The 17,965-nt window shown below is 51.2% G+C and carries 16 protein-coding genes; 11 read left to right on the forward strand and 5 right to left on the reverse strand.

All coding sequences use genetic code 11. From position 1 onward, the window contains the following. Positions 1-5 precede the first annotated feature (5 nt). On the forward strand, positions 6-1,013 hold the full coding sequence (locus tag KVT28_RS01620) for an NAD-dependent epimerase (RefSeq protein ID WP_101764242.1): 1,008 nt from the start codon (positions 6-8) through the stop codon (positions 1,011-1,013). 95 nt (positions 1,014-1,108) lie between these two features. On the opposite strand, the gene hns is transcribed toward KVT28_RS01620, so the two are convergent. After that, on the reverse strand, positions 1,109-1,516 hold the full coding sequence (gene hns / locus KVT28_RS01625; RefSeq protein WP_101764243.1) for a histone-like nucleoid-structuring protein H-NS: 408 nt from the start codon (positions 1,514-1,516) through the stop codon (positions 1,109-1,111). Between the two features lie 402 nt (positions 1,517-1,918). Here hns and tdk point away from each other — a divergent pair, with 402 nt between their 5' ends. Next, positions 1,919-2,539 (forward strand): thymidine kinase, encoded by a 621-nt coding sequence (gene tdk / locus KVT28_RS01630; protein ID WP_101764244.1) that lies wholly within the window; start codon positions 1,919-1,921, stop codon positions 2,537-2,539. Between the two features lie 55 nt (positions 2,540-2,594). Here the strand turns inward: tdk and adhE are convergent, their stop codons facing one another. Further along, a complete protein-coding gene (gene adhE, locus KVT28_RS01635; protein ID WP_101764245.1) occupies positions 2,595-5,270 on the reverse strand; it encodes a bifunctional acetaldehyde-CoA/alcohol dehydrogenase in 2,676 nt (891 codons plus the stop codon). 446 nt (positions 5,271-5,716) lie between these two features. On the opposite strand from adhE, the gene KVT28_RS01640 reads away from it, so the two are divergent. From KVT28_RS01640 to oppF, 7 genes are all read left to right on the forward strand, one after another. Next, positions 5,717-6,364 (forward strand): YchE family NAAT transporter, encoded by a 648-nt coding sequence (locus KVT28_RS01640; RefSeq protein WP_008106584.1) that lies wholly within the window; start codon positions 5,717-5,719, stop codon positions 6,362-6,364. Positions 6,365-6,937: 573 nt separating this feature from the next. Then, positions 6,938-8,572, forward strand: coding sequence for an ABC transporter substrate-binding protein (locus tag KVT28_RS01645; RefSeq protein WP_101764246.1), 1,635 nt, complete (start codon positions 6,938-6,940; stop codon positions 8,570-8,572). Between the two features lie 159 nt (positions 8,573-8,731). Further along, a complete protein-coding gene (oppA, locus tag KVT28_RS01650) occupies positions 8,732-10,372 on the forward strand; it encodes an oligopeptide ABC transporter substrate-binding protein OppA (RefSeq protein WP_101764247.1) in 1,641 nt (546 codons plus the stop codon). A gap of 80 nt (positions 10,373-10,452) precedes the next feature. After that, a complete protein-coding gene (oppB, locus tag KVT28_RS01655; protein WP_007892378.1) occupies positions 10,453-11,373 on the forward strand; it encodes an oligopeptide ABC transporter permease OppB in 921 nt (306 codons plus the stop codon). Positions 11,374-11,388: 15 nt separating this feature from the next. Beyond that, positions 11,389-12,297, forward strand: a complete 909-nt coding sequence (gene oppC, locus KVT28_RS01660) for an oligopeptide ABC transporter permease OppC (RefSeq protein ID WP_101764248.1) — start codon at positions 11,389-11,391, stop codon at positions 12,295-12,297. An 11-nt stretch (positions 12,298-12,308) separates the two neighbouring features. Continuing rightward, a complete protein-coding gene (locus KVT28_RS01665) occupies positions 12,309-13,328 on the forward strand; it encodes an ABC transporter ATP-binding protein (protein WP_101764249.1) in 1,020 nt (339 codons plus the stop codon). After that, positions 13,325-14,329: a murein tripeptide/oligopeptide ABC transporter ATP binding protein OppF gene (oppF, locus tag KVT28_RS01670; protein WP_101764250.1), complete on the forward strand. Its 1,005-nt coding sequence runs from the start codon at positions 13,325-13,327 to the stop codon at positions 14,327-14,329. The genes KVT28_RS01665 and oppF overlap by 4 nt, the downstream gene beginning before the upstream one ends. Before the next feature lie 43 nt (positions 14,330-14,372). Here oppF and KVT28_RS01675 read toward each other — a convergent pair whose 3' ends face one another. Together KVT28_RS01675 and cls are read right to left on the reverse strand one after the other, a co-directional pair. Then, complete coding sequence (locus KVT28_RS01675) at positions 14,373-14,702, reverse strand: HI1450 family dsDNA-mimic protein (protein WP_206098230.1); 330 nt, start codon at positions 14,700-14,702, stop codon at positions 14,373-14,375. Positions 14,703-14,739: 37 nt separating this feature from the next. Then, the gene (gene cls / locus KVT28_RS01680) at positions 14,740-16,200 is read right to left on the reverse strand and encodes a cardiolipin synthase (protein WP_101764252.1); all 1,461 of its coding nucleotides are present in this window, start codon (positions 16,198-16,200) and stop codon (positions 14,740-14,742) included. A gap of 162 nt (positions 16,201-16,362) precedes the next feature. On the opposite strand from cls, the gene KVT28_RS01685 reads away from it, so the two are divergent. Next, positions 16,363-16,536, forward strand: coding sequence for a YciY family protein (locus tag KVT28_RS01685; RefSeq protein WP_137385893.1), 174 nt, complete (start codon positions 16,363-16,365; stop codon positions 16,534-16,536). Positions 16,537-16,726: 190 nt separating this feature from the next. Here the strand turns inward: KVT28_RS01685 and KVT28_RS01690 are convergent, their stop codons facing one another. Further along, positions 16,727-17,023, reverse strand: a complete 297-nt coding sequence (locus KVT28_RS01690) for a YciI family protein (RefSeq protein WP_101764253.1) — start codon at positions 17,021-17,023, stop codon at positions 16,727-16,729. Positions 17,024-17,228: 205 nt separating this feature from the next. Here KVT28_RS01690 and tonB point away from each other — a divergent pair, with 205 nt between their 5' ends. Beyond that, positions 17,229-17,957 carry a TonB system transport protein TonB gene (gene tonB / locus KVT28_RS01695; RefSeq protein WP_206098231.1) on the forward strand — a complete coding sequence of 243 codons (729 nt, stop codon included), beginning with the start codon at positions 17,229-17,231 and terminating at the stop codon, positions 17,955-17,957. Positions 17,958-17,965 lie beyond the last annotated feature (8 nt).

The following is a 17,965-nucleotide window of genomic DNA, read 5'->3' on the forward strand; positions in this document are numbered from 1 at the left end:
GATGTATGAAGTTTCTGGTCACCGGCGCGGCAGGTTTTATTGGATTTCACGTCAGTCAGCGTTTGCTGGCCGCTGGTCACCAGGTTGTCGGTATCGATAACCTGAATGACTATTATGATGTCAGCCTTAAACAGGCTCGTTTAGACCAGAACACCCAACATCCTGATTTTATTTTCGTAAAAATGGACCTGGCGGATCGCCAGGCCATTTCCTCTTTATTCGCTGAGCATGCGTTTGAACGCGTTATTCATTTGGGCGCTCAAGCCGGCGTGCGTTATTCAATCGAAAATCCCCATGCTTATGCCGAAGCAAATCTAATCGGCCACCTCAATATTCTTGAAGGTTGCCGTCATCATAAAATCGGCCACCTTTTGTATGCCTCATCCAGTTCAGTTTATGGCCTGAATCGCAAAATGCCTTTTTCAACGGACGATTCCGTTGACCATCCGGTTTCACTTTATGCGGCCACAAAAAAAGCCAACGAATTGATGTCGCATACCTATTCACACCTTTATCAATTGCCCACTACGGGATTACGTTTCTTCACCGTGTATGGCCCATGGGGCCGTCCGGATATGGCATTATTCAAATTTACACGCGCGATGTTAGCGGGTGAGCAAATTGACGTCTATAACAACGGACAAATGACGCGTGACTTTACGTATATCGATGATATTGCTGAAGCAATCGTGCGCTTGCAGGATGTGATTCCTCAACCGGATGAAAAGTGGACGGTGGAAGCAGGTTCTCCCGCCAGCAGCTCGGCTCCTTATCGCGTTTACAACATTGGTAATAGCCAGCCGACCAGCTTAATGACGTATATTGAGTCGCTGGAAAAAGCATTGGGCATTGAAGCGAAGAAAAATATGCTGCCCATGCAACCTGGCGACGTACTGGGCACCAGCGCTGACACGCAACCTTTGTACGACGCGATCAATTTCCGTCCTCAAACTAGCGTAGAGCAAGGTGTGCAGCATTTTGTTGATTGGTATCGCCGCTTCTATCAACAATAATTAAGCATGAAAAAAGGAAGCCATTGGCTTCCTTTTTCTTACCTGGTCAAAGTGAATTAGCGATGAACTAATTACAATGCTGAGCGCTGGAATGATTACAGTAGGAAATCGTCCAGTTGTTTACCTTGTTCTTCAATTGCTTTTTTAATCACAGCAGGAGTGCGGCCCTGGCCAGTCCAGGTGCGGTTTTCACCGTTTTCATCAACGTAAGAATATTTAGCTGGACGCGCAGCGCGCTTAGCTTTGCCCGGAACTTTCGTTTCAGATAATGCCTGTAACAGATCATTTGGGTCAATACCATCGGCAATTAGCATCTCGCGGTATTGTTCGAGTTTGCGTGTGCGTTCTGCATTTTCCGCTTGTGCATGAGTATCATCTTCACGACGCTCATTGACCACAACTTCGAGTTTTTCTAGCATCTCTTCCAATGTTTCCAGAGAGCATTCCCGAGCTTGTGCGCGCAATGTACGGATATTATTAAGAATTTTAAGTGCTTCGCTCATTGTCCTAATCTCAAAATATAATAAATGGGAGTTGTTCTGCCGACTCATAATAATGGTGCAAAAAAATAACTGCAATAGCCAGATTTAAAAGCAAAACGTAAAAATAAAAAAGAAGGGCAGATTGATAACGCTCTTCAGAATATATTTACTTATTTGGTAATCTTTTCTAACTTGCTGACCAGGCTGAACGCTAAACCTGACGCTTCGGCTTTAATTTAAATGAATAAAATATCGACGTAATCGCTATTTTGTCAAAACGTGCTTTCTTTCTATAGTGACTGTGATATCCATCTTAATGGTGATGTTATTTTGAACAGATGATAAAAATAATGCATCGCTACAGCTATACAGGTTTATGGTAAACTGCGCCGCAACAGATATAGGCTGCGATGAGATTTTCTAATGGCTCAACTTTATTTTTATTACTCTGCGATGAATGCGGGTAAATCAACGGCTTTGCTACAGTCTTCTTATAATTATCATGAACGTGGTATGCGATCGTTGGTTTATACCGCCGAGATCGACAACCGCTTTGGTGCAGGCAAAGTCAGTTCACGTATCGGGCTTTCGTCTCCTGCATTTTTATATAACGATGAGACAAAGCTCGATGAGGAAATAGCTGCAGAACATGCGAAGCAACCCGTGCATTGCGTGTTAGTCGATGAAAGCCAGTTCCTTACGCGCGAACAGGTCAAAGCATTATCTGATGTTGTCGACAATCTGGATATTCCGGTGCTTTGCTATGGCCTGCGCACCGATTTCCGTGGAGAGCTGTTTGTTGGCAGCCAATATTTACTGGCATGGGCGGATAAGCTGGTTGAGCTTAAAACCATCTGCCACTGTGGCAGAAAAGCCAGCATGGTGCTTCGTCTTGATGCTAAGGGTAAACCTTTCAGCGAAGGTGAGCAGGTGGTGATTGGTGGCAATGAGCGTTATATATCGGTCTGTCGTAAACACTATAAGCAGGCAATCGATGAGGGTTCACTTCAGGCGATATATGGCTCACAATCGCCGCAGGTTTAACTCATCAGCAAGCCATAAAAAAACCCGCCGTAGCGGGTTTTTTGTTTAAAGCGGTTTAGGCTTTTTTCGTTTTCTTGTCAATTTTCACTTCGGCTTTAACTTCTTGAGCATTCTCACTCAATGACTCAGAGAATTCACGACCGTAGAAGGTATCCAGCATGATTTGTTTTAACTCAGCAATCAGCGGATAGCGTGGGTTCGCACCGGTACATTGGTCATCGAATGCATCCTCAGCCAGTTTGTCCACTTTCGCGAGGAAATCAGCTTCCTGCACGCCCGCTTCGCGGATTGAGGTTGGGATGCCCAACTGCGTTTTCATCTCTTCAAGCCAGGCGAGCAGTTTTTCAATTTTCTGCGCGGTGCGGTCGCCAGCGGCGGAGAGTCCCAGATGGTCAGCAATCTCAGCATAACGACGACGTGCTTGTGGGCGGTCGTACTGGCTGAAAGCCGTTTGCTTAGTCGGGTTGTCATTGGCGTTATAGCGAATGACGTTTGAAATCAGCAGGGCGTTTGCCAGACCGTGTGGAATGTGGAACTCAGAGCCCAGTTTATGCGCCATTGAGTGACACACACCCAGGAAGGCGTTTGCGAACGCAATCCCCGCGATAGTTGCCGCATTGTGAACGCGTTCACGTGCTACCGGATTTTTTGCGCCATCGCGATAACTGGCTGGCAGGTTCTCTTTCAGCAGTTTCAGTGCTTGCAAGGCCTGGCCATCAGAATACTCATTCGCTAATACGGAGACATAGGCTTCGAGTGAGTGCGTTACCGCATCGAGGCCACCGAAGGCGCAAAGTGAACGCGGCATATCCATCACCAGGTTGGCATCAACTATGGCCATATCTGGCGTCAGCGCATAATCCGCTAATGGATATTTCTGGCCGGTCGCATCGTCCGTCACCACGGCAAACGGCGTTACTTCAGAACCCGTACCGGAAGTGGTAGTGATGGCCACCATACGCGCTTTAACACCCATTTTCGGGAACTTATAGATGCGTTTACGGATGTCCATAAAGCGCAGTGCCAGTTCTTCGAAATGCGTCTCAGGATGTTCGTACATCACCCACATGATTTTTGCTGCATCCATCGGTGAACCACCGCCGAGTGCGATAATCACATCAGGTTTAAAGCTGTTCATCTGCTCTGCACCTTTACGGACGATGCTCAGCGTTGGGTCAGCTTCTACTTCGAAGAAGACTTCGGTTTCAATACCGTGAGATTTCAGTACGCGAGTCACCTGATCGGCATAGCCATTATTGAACAGGAAGCGGTCGGTAACGATAAAGGCGCGTTTGGCACCATCAGTTGCCACTTCTTCCAGAGCAATCGGCAGTGAGCCGCGACGGAAGTAAATAGACTTCGGAAGTTTATGCCACAACATATTCTCAGCTCGCTTGGCCACGGTTTTCTTGTTGATGAGATGTTTTGGTCCCACGTTCTCAGAAATGGAGTTACCGCCCCATGAACCACAGCCCAACGTCAGTGATGGAGCCAATTTGAAGTTGTACAGGTCACCGATACCACCTTGTGACGCCGGCGTGTTAATCAGAATACGCGCGGTCTTCATTTTGTCGCCGAAGTAATGCACACGCTCGATCTGATTATCCTGATCGGTATACAGACATGAGGTGTGGCCAATACCGCCCATGGTTACCAGTTTTTCAGCTTTATCGACCGCGTCGTGGTAATCCTTCGCCCGGTACATCGCTAAGGTTGGCGAGAGTTTTTCATGCGCGAAAGGCTCTGATTCATCAACCAGTTTCACTTCACCAATCAGAATCTTGGTGGTTGCCGGCACGCTAATTCCCGCCAATTCGGCAATCTTCGTCGCTGGCTGGCCGACAATCGCCGCATTCAACGCGCCATTCTTCAGAATGATATCCTGAATCGCTTTAAGCTCTTTACCTTGCAGCAGATAGCCGCCGTGGCTGGCAAAACGCTCACGTACCGCATCATAAGCCGAATCAACCACAATTACGGATTGCTCAGACGCACAAATCACACCGTTATCGAAGGTCTTCGACATCAGGATGGATGCGACAGCGCGTTTGATATCCGCTGTTTCATCAATTACGACTGGCGTGTTACCGGCACCAACACCAATTGCGGGCTTACCGGAACTGTAAGCGGCTTTGACCATGCCCGGACCGCCGGTTGCAAGGATCAGGTTGATATCAGGGTGATGCATTAACTGATTAGAAAGTTCGACGGATGGGGTGTCGATCCAGCCGATGATATCTTTTGGCGCACCCGCCGCAATCGCTGCCTGCAGCACAATGTCAGCGGCTTTGTTAGTGGCATCTTTCGCACGTGGATGCGGAGAGAAGATAATGCCGTTACGGGTTTTCAGGCTGATCAGTGCTTTGAAAATCGCCGTAGAAGTTGGGTTGGTGGTAGGAACGATGCCGCAGATCAGGCCAATCGGTTCAGCAATAGTAATCGTGCCGAAGGTGTCATCAGTGGCGAGAATACCGCAGGTTTTTTCATCTTTATAAGCGTTATAGATGTATTCAGAAGCAAAGTGGTTCTTGATGACTTTATCTTCAACAATACCCATACCTGATTCGGCAACGGCCAGCTTGGCCAGTGGAATTCGTGCGTCTGCAGCGGCGAGGGCGGCAGCGCGGAAGATTGCATCAACTTGTTCCTGACTAAAATTAGCGTACTCACGCTGTGCCTTTTTTACACGTTCAACCAGTGCATTAAGTTCGGCAACATTAGTAACGGCCATAGTGCTCTCCTGAAGGAAGTTAAACTCTTTTAGTAAACAAGCCTGAATCCAGAAGTATAGTCACGCTATGCTTATATATTGGGCAGGTTGGCGTCTGTTTTGCCGTTGCTTACTAAAAGGGTTTCCTGGTCAAGATACTTAAGCGTCAGGAAGTTGTTTCGACGGGGTAAGATTACCCCTGATGAGGTAGGTAAATTTTGATGCAGATCAATCCGGATCTAAGCTGACACCTTTCAGCACTAACTTTCGCAAATAAAGTTAGCGCGATGTGCCACATATTCTGCACGCATCGGCTGCATCGCAATAACCAACGGTTAACAGCAGTTGAAAAAACTGGCTCAAAGCCAGACGGATAGCATAAATTTCTGCCGCCACCTCTGGTTTTTCGCCCGGCTTATGCACTACATTAAGCGCGCTTTTCTACTCAGACTTTACCGGAGCCTACTTTGAATCCCGTGCTACTCGATCTTTCCGGCTACATTAAGTTTTTTGTCGGTTTGTTTGCCCTGGTAAATCCGGTAGGTATCATCCCGGTCTTTATCAGCATGACCAGCTATCAGGCGGTGGTTGAACGTAATAAAACCAATCTTACCGCCAACCTGGCCGTGGCCATCATCCTCTGGACGTCACTGTTTCTTGGCGATGGCATCCTGCATCTGTTTGGCATTTCGATAGATTCATTCCGTATTGCTGGCGGTATTCTGGTGGTCACTATCGCGATGTCGATGATCAGCGGAAAACTGGGTGAGGATAAGCAGAACAAGCAGGAGAAGTCAGAGAGCGCTATTCGCGAAAGCATTGGCGTGGTACCGCTAGCGTTACCGTTAATGGCTGGTCCCGGTGCAATTAGTTCAACCATTGTCTGGAGTACGCGTTATCACAGCTGGCAGAACTTAATTGGTTTTAGTATCGCGATTGCCATTTTCGCCTTTTGCTGTTGGCTGCTGTTCCGCGCAGCACCGTTGATGGTGCGGGTGCTTGGACAAACCGGGATTAACGTGATTACCCGTATTATGGGCTTGTTGTTAATGGCGTTGGGCATCGAGTTTATTGTTACAGGTATGAAATCTATTTTTCCTGGTTTGCTGAATTAAACGAAGTTATTTTTTTCTTTTAAGAGATTTCACGATCCAAAATGGTGCATATCTTCATTTTATTGCACCATTTTGGTTAATTTATTCATTAGCCTTAACTGCAAACGTCCAGCATCACTTTTACTACTATCCTCATCCCATCCGAGTAAAACCTCACACTAAACTGTGATAATCGTCACAGATAATTGTTCTGCACATATCTTTGAAATTAGCATTTGAGAAAAGTTGATAAGTTATTCGATGACTCTTTATGCGGATAATGGCTAATTTTATAGTCGAATTCGTAAAAATCATATTGAAAGAACAATAACGAGTAAATTACATGCAGTTATCCTACAAATAACTTTAAAATCACTTGGTTAATCGATAATTCAATAAAAGAATTAACACTTTTCCTACTCACCCGAACGTGATAAAAGAGAATCTGCTAACATTTTTGCAGTTTAGCTTTGGCGTGCGGGCATCTGTTCTGATAATTTTCGGCACATCACAAATTTTTTATATGATAGTGACAAATGTGTACGCTTCTTGCTTACAGGCTATCAGGCTTATGATTAAGGTTGATATTTGTTGATGAAATGCATGGTAGCGAAAACGGCAGTACGTTCAGTGCTTGCCCTCTGCCTTACAGGCGCACTGGCAGCAAGCCAGGCAGCCCAAATTCCCGCGGGCACGCAATTATCTGAATTACAGCGTATCGTGATTAATAATGGCAGTGAGGTGGCAACGCTTGATCCGCAGAAAGCAGAAGGCGTGCCGGAATCCAATGTCATGCGTAATTTACTGGAAGGCCTGGTTGAAACCGATAATAACGGTCAACTCGTCCCCGGTGTCGCTAAGCAATGGCAAAGCGAAGAAGGGCGCATCTGGATTTTCACGCTGCGTGACGATGCGCGCTGGAGTAACGGCCAGCCTGTTACTGCTCAGGATTTCGTCTACAGCTGGCAGCGCCTGGCCGATCCTAAAACAGCTTCGCCTTACGCCAGCTACTTACAGGCTGCGCATGTGGCGAACGTTGACGCCGTTCTGTCTGGCAAAGCCGCACCCTCTGAACTCGGCGTTAAAGCCCTCGACGATCGTCATCTGCAAGTCACCCTTTCTGAACCCGTTCCCTACTTTGTTGCCATGCTGGCTCACAGCGCGATGAAACCGGTCTATCGTCCGGCGATAGAGCAGTGGGGCGAGCAGTGGACACAGCCGCAACACTATGTTGGCAATGGCGCTTTTACACTCGCGGAGTGGGTGGTAAATGAAAAAATCGTGGTGAAACGCAATCCACAGTATTGGGATAATGCCCACACGGTGATAGAAGAGGGCGTATTTTTACCGCTCTCCTCAGAGAACAGCGATATCAACCGCTATCGCAGCGGTGGCACCGATATGACCAACAGCGTGGTGCCGCCGGAAATGTTCAAAAAGTTACAGCAGGATCTCGGCGATGAGGTCAAAATTAGCCCACTGCTGTGCACCTTCTATTACGAAATTAATAACAAAAAAGCGCCATTCGATGACGCGCGCGTACGCGCCGCGCTAAAGTTAACCCTCGATCGCGACATCATTGCGCAGAAGATCATGGGCCAGGGCCAGATTCCTGCCTACGGATTGACGCCGCCGTTTACCCACGGTATCACGCTTTCCCCACCGGCCTGGGCGCAACAAACGCAGTCCGAGCGTAATGCCAGCGCCAAACAGTTATTAGCCGATGCCGGCTTTAATCAGCAAAACCCGCTGCGTTTTACGCTGCTGTACAACACCTCCGAACAAAACAAGCGACAGGCGATTGCTGCGGCCTCGATGTGGCAAAAAAATTTGGGGGCGGTGGTTACATTGCAGAACCAGGAGTGGAAAACGCTGCTGGAGACGCGCCATCAGGCGCAGTATGACGTGGTGCGCGCCACATGGTGCGCAGATTACAACGAACCTTCTACCTTCCTGAATATGCTGTTGAGCAGTTCATCCAATAACACCGCGTTTTACCACAGCCCGGCGTTTGACCAGTTGATGAAGCAAACATTAACCAGCGCAGACGAAGCAAAGCGCGCCTCGCTTTATCAGCAGGCGGAAGCGCAACTCGATAAAGACTCGCCAATCGTACCTGTCTATTACCGCGTTAGCGTGCGGTTGGTAAAACCCTGGGTGGGCGGTTTTACCGGCAAGGATCCGCAGGACATGCTGGCGTTGAAATACTATTACATAAAGAAACATTGAGTAATGGGCCGATCCGGCGCTACAGTCGGGCGACACTTTACCGTGGTAAACCCTGAAGGGTGATTAGGGTCTTCGTTCAGACACGCGAAGATCACCTGGAAACGGGGTACGCCGGGCGTTAAATCGACCCGGTAAAGATAATAAAACTGGAGCGTAATAATGAACAACATCACAAAAAAAAGCCTGATTGCCGCGGGCGTATCAGCCGCAATCGGCGCGCTGGCAGGGAATGCCGCGCTGGCAGCAACAGTGCCAGCAGGCGTTGAATTGGCAGCAAAACAGGAACTGGTTCGCGGTAACGGCGATGAAGTACAGTCGCTGGATCCCCACAAGATTGAAGGTGTACCCGAAGACAACATCGCGCGTGACCTGTATGAAGGTTTAATCACCAGCGACAGCGATGGCAAACCGGTACCGGGCGTGGCAGAAAGCTGGGAAAACAAAGATTTCAAAGTCTGGACTTTCCACCTGCGCAAGAACGCAAAATGGTCCAACGGTGAGCCGGTTACTGCACAAGATTTCGTATATAGCTGGCAGCGCCTGGTCGATCCGAAAACCGCATCGCCTTATGCCAGCTATCCGCAATACGGCCACATCGTCAATGTTGACGACATCATCGCCGGTAAAAAGCCAACTTCCGAGCTGGGCGTAAAAGCCATCGACGATCACACGCTGGAAGTGACGCTGAGCGAGCCCGTGCCGTACTTCTATAAACTGCTGATCAACTCCGTGATGTCTCCGGTGTATAAGCCGGCGATCGACAAATTTGGCGATCAGTGGACTCAACCGCAAAACTGGGTCGGTAACGGCGCCTTTAAACTTGAATCGCACGTGATCAACGAACGCGTAACGCTGGTGCGTAACCCGCAGTATTGGGATAACGAGCACACCGTGCTGAACAAAGTCACCTTCCTGCCAATTAACTCCGAAGTCAGCGACGTTAACCGTTACTTCTCTGAGAACGGCAGCGATATCACTTACAACAACATGCCTATCGAGCTGTTCAAAAAACTGCAGCGGGACAACGGCAAAGAGTTGATGGTCAAGCCATACCTGTGCACCTATTACTACGAAATCAATAACCAGAAAGCGCCATTCACCGATCCACGCGTGCGTACCGCGCTGAAACTCGGTCTGGATCGCGACATCATGGTGAACAAGGTTCTGGCACAAGGTCAGCAACCGGCTTACAGCTTCACCCCGCCAGCCACCGATGGCATGGAACTGCTGCCGCCGGATTGGTTCAAGTGGGATCAGAACAAGCGTAACGAAGAAGCGAAAAAGCTGCTGGCTGAAGCGGGTTACACCGCGGATAAACCGCTGACCTTCAACCTGCTGTACAACACCTCCGATCTGCACAAGAAACTGGCGATCGCGGCCTCTTCTATCTGGAAGAAAAACATCGGCGTGAACATCAAGTTGGAAAACCAGGAGTGGAAAACCTTCCTCGACACGCGTCATCAGGGCAACTTTGATGTCTCTCGTGCGGCATGGTGTGCGGATTACAACGAACCGACTTCATTCCTGAACATCATGCTGTCTGACAGCAGCAGTAACACCTCGCATTACAAAAGCGCTGACTTCGATAAAGTTATTCACGATGCGGTGAAAGCCACAGACGATAAAGCGCGCGTAGCGGATTATCAGAAAGCTGAGCAGATTCTGGATAAAGACAGCACCATCGTACCGGTTTACTACTACGTCAATGCGCGTTTGGTGAAACCTTACGTGGGCGGTTACACCGGCAACGATCCGCTGGATAAAACCGTCGATAAAAACCTGTATATCATTAAGCATTAATAGCACTCAGGCTATCGACAGTGGCGGTGCTGCGGCACCGCCTTTTTACTTTGTGAAGCAACAGCCTGGTAGGTACGGCAATGTTAAAATTCATCCTGCGTCGGCTCCTTGAAGCCATCCCGACGCTGTTTATCCTCATCACCATCTCTTTCTTTATGATGCGACTGGCACCCGGCAGTCCATTTACCGGCGAACGTGTCCTCTCGCCGGAAGTGATGGCGAATATCGAAGCGAAGTACCATCTCAACGATCCCATTGGCAAGCAGTACCTGAGCTACCTGGTGCAGTTGGCACATGGCGACTTTGGCCCTTCGTTTAAATACAAAGATTACTCGGTCAATTATCTGGTCGGCCACGCCTTCCCGGTGTCAGCCAAACTTGGTCTGGCTGCCTTCTTCCTCGCCGTGGTGCTGGGCGTAACGGCTGGCGTGATCGCCGCCCTGAAGCAAAACAGTTTGTGGGATTATGCCGTGATGGGGGTCGCGATGACCGGCGTGGTGATCCCCAGCTTTGTCGTGGCACCGTTACTGGTGCTGGTGTTTGCGATTACTTTACGCTGGCTACCAGGCGGCGGCTGGAACGGCGGCCAATGGAATTACATGTTGCTGCCAATGGTGGCGCTGTCGCTGGCCTACATCGCCAGCATCGCGCGTATTACCCGTGGTTCGATGATTGAAGTGATGCATTCAAACTTCATCCGTACCGCGCGCGCTAAAGGACTGCCACTGCGTCGTATCGTGCTGCGTCACGCGCTGAAGCCTGCCATGTTGCCGGTGCTTTCCTATATGGGACCGGCGTTTGTCGGCATCATCACCGGTTCCATGGTGATTGAATCCATCTATGGTTTGCCGGGCATCGGCCAGCTGTTCGTTAACGGGGCGTTGAACCGTGACTACTCGCTGGTGATGAGTCTGACCATTCTGGTTGGCGTGCTGACCATTCTGTTTAACGCGATCGTTGATGTGCTGTACGCCGTGATCGATCCGAAAATCCGTTACTGATTGTGGAGCTCGCCCATGATGTTAAGTAAGAAAAACAGCGAAGCTCTGGATGCCTTCAGTGAAAAACTGGAAGTCGAAGGGCGCAGCCTCTGGCAGGATGCGCGTCGCCGCTTTATTCACAACCGTGCAGCCTTCATCAGCCTGCTGGTGCTGCTGGTGATCACTTTGTTCGTGGTGTTCGCCCCGATGTTGTCGCAGTTCAAATATGACGATACCGACTGGGCGATGATGTCTGCCGCGCCGGATACCGTCTCCGGCCACTGGTTTGGCACCGATTCATCGGGTCGCGATCTGCTGGTGCGCGTTGCGATTGGTGGCCGTATCTCGCTGATGGTGGGCATTGCCTCCGCGCTGATCGCGGTGCTGGTGGGCACGCTGTATGGCTCACTGGCGGGTTATCTGGGCGGTAAAACCGACTCAGTGATGATGCGTATTCTGGAGATCCTCAACTCCTTCCCGTTCATGTTCTTCGTTATCCTGCTGGTAACCTTCTTTGGTCGCAACATTCTGCTGATCTTTGTGGCGATCGGCATGGTGTCGTGGCTGGATATGGCGCGTATCGTACGTGGGCAGACGCTGGGCCTGAAGCGCAAAGAGTTCATCGAAGCGGCGCAGGTCGGCGGTGTGAGCACCTTCAAAATCGTGCTGCGTCACATTGTGCCAAACGTATTAGGCGTGGTGGTGGTGTATGCCTCGCTGCTGGTGCCGAGCATGATACTGTTCGAATCTTTCCTCAGCTTCCTTGGCCTCGGAACTCAGGAACCGCTGAGCAGTTGGGGCGCATTGCTAAGCGATGGCGCCAACTCGATGGAAGTGTCGCCGTGGTTACTGATGTTCCCGGCAGGTTTCCTCGTGGTCACGCTGTTCTGTTTTAACTTTATCGGCGATGGCTTGCGTGATGCCCTCGACCCGAAAGATCGTTAAGGAGTTTCCCGATGACCATTCATGAATTTCAGCCAGCCCTGGCTGCACGTGCGGGAAACAATAACCTGCTGCTTGATGTAAAAGACCTGCGCGTCACCTTCAGCACCCACGATGGCGATGTCACCGCTGTGAACGACCTCAACTTTTCACTGCATGCGGGTGAAACTCTGGGCATTGTTGGCGAATCCGGCTCGGGGAAATCGCAAACCGCGTTTGCCTTGATGGGGCTGCTGGCAAAAAATGGGCGCATTGGCGGTTCAGCGAAATTTAACGGCGCAGAGATCCTCAATCTGCCGGAAAGCAAGCTCAACAAACTGCGCGCAGAGCAGATTGCGATGATCTTCCAGGATCCAATGACGTCGCTTAACCCTTACATGCGCGTCGGCGAGCAGTTAATGGAAGTGCTGAAGCTGCATAAAGGCATGAACAGCGCGCAGGCGTTCGAAGAGTCGGTGCGCATGCTGGATGCGGTGAAAATGCCGGAAGCGCGTAAGCGTATGAAGATGTTTCCGCATGAGTTCTCGGGCGGTATGCGTCAGCGTGTGATGATTGCGATGGCGCTGCTGTGTCGGCCGAAGCTGCTGATTGCCGATGAGCCGACTACGGCGCTCGACGTGACCGTACAGGCGCAGATCATGACGCTGCTGAATGAGCTGAAGCGCGAATTCAATACCGCGATTGTGATGATTACCCACGATCTCGGCGTGGTAGCGGGTATCTGTGACAAAGTGCTGGTGATGTACGCCGGTCGTACCATGGAATATGGACGCGCACGCGATGTGTTCTATCATCCTGCCCATCCATACTCGATTGGCTTGCTGAGTGCGGTGCCGCGTCTGGATGCTGAGGAGGGCGAGTCGCTGACCACCATTCCAGGCAACCCGCCAAATTTGCTGCGCCTGCCGCAAGGCTGTCCGTTCCAGCCTCGCTGCGCCTACGCCATGGACATTTGTGCCAAGGCACCGCCGCTGGAGCCTTTCGCTGAAGGGCGCTTACGTGCCTGCTTCAAGCCGGTGGAGGAGTTAGTATGAGCACCGTAGTCGAAGAGAAAAAAGTCCTGCTGGAGATCGCCGACCTTAAGGTGCACTTCGAGATTAAGGATGGCAAACAGTGGTTCTGGCAGCCACCGCATACCCTGAAAGCGGTCGACGGCGTCAGTCTGCGTTTGTACGAAGGTGAAACATTGGGCGTGGTAGGCGAGTCAGGCTGCGGTAAATCAACGCTGGCCCGTGCCATCATTGGCCTGGTAAAAGCCACAGAAGGGCGCGTCGCCTGGTTAGGACGCGATCTGCTCGGGCAAAGCCAGGAGCAATGGCGTCAGGCGCGCAGCGATATCCAGATGATCTTCCAGGATCCGCTGGCATCGCTCAATCCGCGTATGACCATTGGCGATATCATTGCGGAACCGCTGCGCACCTATTACCCAAAGATGCCGGGCCAGCAAGTGAAGGATAAGGTGAAAACCATGATGATGAAGGTCGGGTTGTTACCTAACCTCATCAACCGCTATCCGCACGAGTTCTCGGGCGGCCAGTGTCAGCGTATTGGCATCGCGCGTGCGCTGATTCTCGAGCCAAAGCTGATCATCTGCGATGAGCCGGTATCGGCGCTGGACGTGTCGATTCAGGCGCAGGTCGTTAACCTGTTGCAGCAATTGCAGCGAGAAATGGGGCTGTCACTGATCTTTATCGCGCACGATTTGGCGGTGGTAAAACACATCTCCGATCGCGTGCTGGTGATGTATCTCGGGCATGCGGTTGAGCTGGGTACTTACGATGCGGTGTATAACAATCCGCAGCATCCTTACACCCGCGCGCTGATGTCAGCGGTGCCGATTCCCGATCCGGACCTGGAGAAGAACAAGCAAATCCAGCTGCTGGAAGGAGAGCTGCCATCGCCGATCAATCCGCCATCGGGATGCGTGTTCCGCACCCGTTGCCCGATTGCCGGACCAGAGTGCGCGAAAACCCGGCCGCTGCTGGAAGGCAGCTTCCGTCATGCGGTCTCTTGTTTAAAAGTCGATCCGCTGTAAATGAAAACGCCGGGCGATTGCCCGGCGTTTTTTTGTCTGTCGCTTACTCGCGCCACAGGATGTGGCAGAGTTTGTTATCTTTCTCGCGGCAAAGCAGGACGCGTGCGAACACATCAGTGATCGGCTCTCCGTCGGCTTCACCTAATCCAATCACCACTTCTGCGAAGAAGTCTGGGTTGAGATCGAAATCAACATGTTCCTGCCAGTCTTCCGCAGGATCGAACAGTTCCGCGCCACCGCGCTCTTCAAACTGCAGATTGAACAGAATAATGTCAGCGGGATCGAGATTGTCGCCAGCCAGCTCAAGAAAAATATCGTAAGCCTGCTCCAGCGTTTCATCTTCAGTAAGGCGATTATTTAAATCCATGGTCATTCCTGCTTGCCCTGAGGCGGTAATATTTTCGCTCGTTTTACAGTAAAGGACTAAAGAAGTAAAACAGTCGTTCAACGATGCGTTGCCACCAGGCACGTTTAGCCCAGCGAGCACCATCCAGTAAGCGTGAGCGGGCGATGTAATCATCCTGCACGGTAGCGAGATCGCTGCCAAAGCCGTCATCATCAACCACCAGAGTGATCTCAAAGTTGAGCCACAGGCTGCGCATATCCAGATTTACCGTGCCGACCAGACTCAGCTGCCCGTCAACCAGCACACTTTTGGTATGCAACAGGCCATCTTCAAACTGGTAAATCTTCACGCCGGCTTCCAGCAGTTCGGTGAAGAAGGCACGACTCGCCCAGCCTACCAGCAGCGAATCATTATGGCGCGGCACAATGATGCTCACTTCCACACCGCGTAACGCTGCGGTACAGATGGCGTGCAGCAGGTCATCGCTCGGCACAAAGTAGGGCGTGGTCATAATCAGCTGCTGACGCGCGGAGTAGACCGCTGTGAGTAACGCCTGGTGGATCATATCTTCCGGAAAGCCGGGCCCAGAAGCGATCACCTGAATGGTATGCCCGCTCTCCTGTTCGAAGGGCATCACGTTGCCATCCGGCGCGGGCGGCAGAATGCGTTTACCGGTTTCAATCTCCCAGTCGCAGGCATACACAATGCCCATGGTGGTGGCCACCGGGCCTTCCATGCGCGCCATCAGGTCAATCCATTGGCCCACGCCGGCTTCCTGCTTAAAGAAGCGTGGATCGACCAGATTCATGCTGCCGGTATAAGCGATGTAGTTATCGATCAGCACCACTTTGCGATGCTGACGTAGGTCCATGCGGCGCAGGAACACGCGCAGCAGGCTTACCTGCAATGCTTCAACCACGTCGATGCCGGCATTGCGCATCATATTGACCCACGGACTGCGGAAGAAGGTGACGCTGCCCGCTGAATCCAGCATCAAACGGCAATGTACACCGCGACGCGATGCAGCCATCAGCGATTCCGCCACTTCATCGGCCAGCCCGCCGGGATGCCAGATATAGAACACCATCTCGATATTATGCCGTGCCAGCTGGATATCACGGATCAGTGCGTGCATCACGTCATCGGAGTTGGTCAGCAACTGCAGCTGATTACCTTTCACGCCGGCGATGCCCTGACGATGGCGGCACAAATCAAACAGGGACCGCGCCACGTCGCTGTGTTCAGTGGCGAAGATATGCCGGCACTGTTTGAGATCGTTGAGCCATTTGGCGGTGGAGGGCCACATGGTGCGCGCGCGTTCAGCACGCCTTTTACCTAAATGCAGCTCACCAAAAGAGAGATAAGCGATTATACCCACCAGCGGTAGAATGTAGATGATCAGCAGCCAGGCCATTGCTGAGGTGACTGCGCGGCGTTTCATCAGAATACGTAGCGTGACACCCGCAATCAGCAGCCAGTAACCAAACAGCAGCAACCAACTGATTAGGGTATAAAATGTGGTCATTAAGTGGACGTCCTGTTCGCGCTTTGTTGTGCAAAGTTTACGTGCTGATCACAGGGAGTGAAACCTTTAATCGTGAATGACGTTTCGATGAAGCTTTCGATTTGGCATTTCCTGGCAGATCTTTATAATGCCTGCCGAGTTTAGCCTGTCTGAGAGGATGTTATGAGACGCAGCAAAAATGAAGTGGCGCGCTGGAGAATGTTACGTCAGGTACACCGTCGTCGTTCTCGCTGGCTGGAAGGGCAGTCGCGTCGTTATAAGCGCATCCATACCATTCGTCATCAGGTGGCGCAGCAACATCGCCGCTCCATCCTGTTTATCTCGCAAATGGACTGATGGGTTTACGCGGCCATCATGCGCCGCGTAGCACCCGGATGACATTGACCATCTCTACTGCCGCTGCCAGCACAATTAACATTACAACGTGCTGACGAGCGTTGCGCCAGCCTTGCTGACGCCATAGCCAAAGTGCTCTGCCGATGAGAGCGAATGCTATCACCAGCAGTAAAACTGACAACCACATAGATTAGAAAACGCGTTTGAACGGTTTGACCGCGACTTTCTCATACACGCCTGCGGCAATGTAGGGATCATCCTTGGCCCATGATTCCGCGACTTCCAGCGAAGAGAATTCGGCGATGATCACGGAACCGCTGAAACCGGCCGGGCCTGGATCGTTGCTGTCAACTGCTGGTAGCGGACCCGCAGCAATCAGTCGACCTTCATCTTGCAACAGCTTCAAACGAGCAAGATGCGCGGGACGTACCGAGTTGCGTTTTTCCAGTGAATCAGCGGTATCTTCCGCATAAATGACGTAAAGCACGATGGGATACTCCCGTTAGACTTGCCGAAATTGCGTGACACGTTAAGTGATCGTTAATCAGAGTGCAAACGAAAGATAAATACGCTGTCATTCAGCGCAATCAGGGTTAAAAAAGACCTTTCTGCGGGGCGCTTGCACATCGCTTATTGAAACTGATTGCTATTTGCATTTAAAATCTGCGCTTCACTCAATGAACATGAATGATATGACCACGTTGACTACGCCTTTACCTTCACGTACCCCCATTGCTGTAATTTTATCCGTGGTACTTCACGGTTCGTTGATCGCTGGCATTCTCTATGCATCTTTTCATCAGGTGATTGAAGTTCCAAAAGCGTCCCAGCCTATCAGCGTTTCGCTGGTGGCTCCGGAAGTGCAACCCGAACCTGCGCCTGCTCAGGTCACGCCGCCGCCACCTGAACCTGAGCCGGAGCCTGAAGTGGCGCCAGAGCCGCCGAAGGTTGAGCCGGTACCGATTCCTAAACCGGAACCTAAGCCGAAGCCAAAACCTAAACCGAAGCCAAAGGTTGAAAAGAAGGTTGAGCCGAAACCGCGTCAGCAAGTGAAGCCGCAGGAAAATCCGTTTAAGCAGGAAGCGCCAACCACGCAGACGCGTCCAACAACCGCGCCGAAAGCCAATCCGACCGCAACGCCGAGCATTTCAGATGGTCCGAAAGCGATGAGCGTCAGCAAGCCTGCCTATCCGGCACGTGCGTTCGCGCTGCGTGTTGAGGGACGTGTGCGGGTGCAGTTTGACGTTGATAGCGACGGTCGTGTGGATAACGTCCAGATTTTGTCGGCAGAACCGCGCAACATGTTCGAGCGCGAAGTGAAGCAGGCGATGAAGAAGTGGCGTTATCAGCCAGGTCGTCCGGGCAAGAATCTCACCATGAACATCGTATTCCGCATCAATGGTGGCGCCAATATCGAATAAGCACTCGT

Origin of the sequence: Pantoea sp. GbtcB22, assembly GCF_019091025.1 — a bacterium.
Taxonomy (GTDB): domain Bacteria; phylum Pseudomonadota; class Gammaproteobacteria; order Enterobacterales; family Enterobacteriaceae; genus Pantoea; species Pantoea leporis.

Excerpts from the sequence above, each read along its gene's own strand:
- hns (WP_101764243.1), bottom strand. The coding sequence starts at position 1,516 with ATGAGCGAAGCACTTAAAATTCTTAATAATATCCGTACATTGCGCGCA.
- KVT28_RS01665 (WP_101764249.1), top strand. The coding sequence starts at position 12,309 with ATGACCATTCATGAATTTCAGCCAGCCCTGGCTGCACGTGCGGGAAAC.
- oppB (WP_007892378.1), top strand. The coding sequence starts at position 10,453 with ATGTTAAAATTCATCCTGCGTCGGCTCCTTGAAGCCATCCCGACGCTG.
- KVT28_RS01685 (WP_137385893.1), top strand. The coding sequence starts at position 16,363 with ATGAGACGCAGCAAAAATGAAGTGGCGCGCTGGAGAATGTTACGTCAG.
- oppF (WP_101764250.1), top strand. The coding sequence starts at position 13,325 with ATGAGCACCGTAGTCGAAGAGAAAAAAGTCCTGCTGGAGATCGCCGAC.
- KVT28_RS01620 (WP_101764242.1), top strand. The coding sequence starts at position 6 with ATGAAGTTTCTGGTCACCGGCGCGGCAGGTTTTATTGGATTTCACGTC.
- KVT28_RS01675 (WP_206098230.1), bottom strand. The coding sequence starts at position 14,702 with ATGACCATGGATTTAAATAATCGCCTTACTGAAGATGAAACGCTGGAG.
- KVT28_RS01645 (WP_101764246.1), top strand. The coding sequence starts at position 6,938 with ATGAAATGCATGGTAGCGAAAACGGCAGTACGTTCAGTGCTTGCCCTC.
- cls (WP_101764252.1), bottom strand. The coding sequence starts at position 16,200 with ATGACCACATTTTATACCCTAATCAGTTGGTTGCTGCTGTTTGGTTAC.
- oppC (WP_101764248.1), top strand. The coding sequence starts at position 11,389 with ATGATGTTAAGTAAGAAAAACAGCGAAGCTCTGGATGCCTTCAGTGAA.
- oppA (WP_101764247.1), top strand. The coding sequence starts at position 8,732 with ATGAACAACATCACAAAAAAAAGCCTGATTGCCGCGGGCGTATCAGCC.
- tdk (WP_101764244.1), top strand. The coding sequence starts at position 1,919 with ATGGCTCAACTTTATTTTTATTACTCTGCGATGAATGCGGGTAAATCA.
- adhE (WP_101764245.1), bottom strand. The coding sequence starts at position 5,270 with ATGGCCGTTACTAATGTTGCCGAACTTAATGCACTGGTTGAACGTGTA.
- tonB (WP_206098231.1), top strand. The coding sequence starts at position 17,229 with ATGACCACGTTGACTACGCCTTTACCTTCACGTACCCCCATTGCTGTA.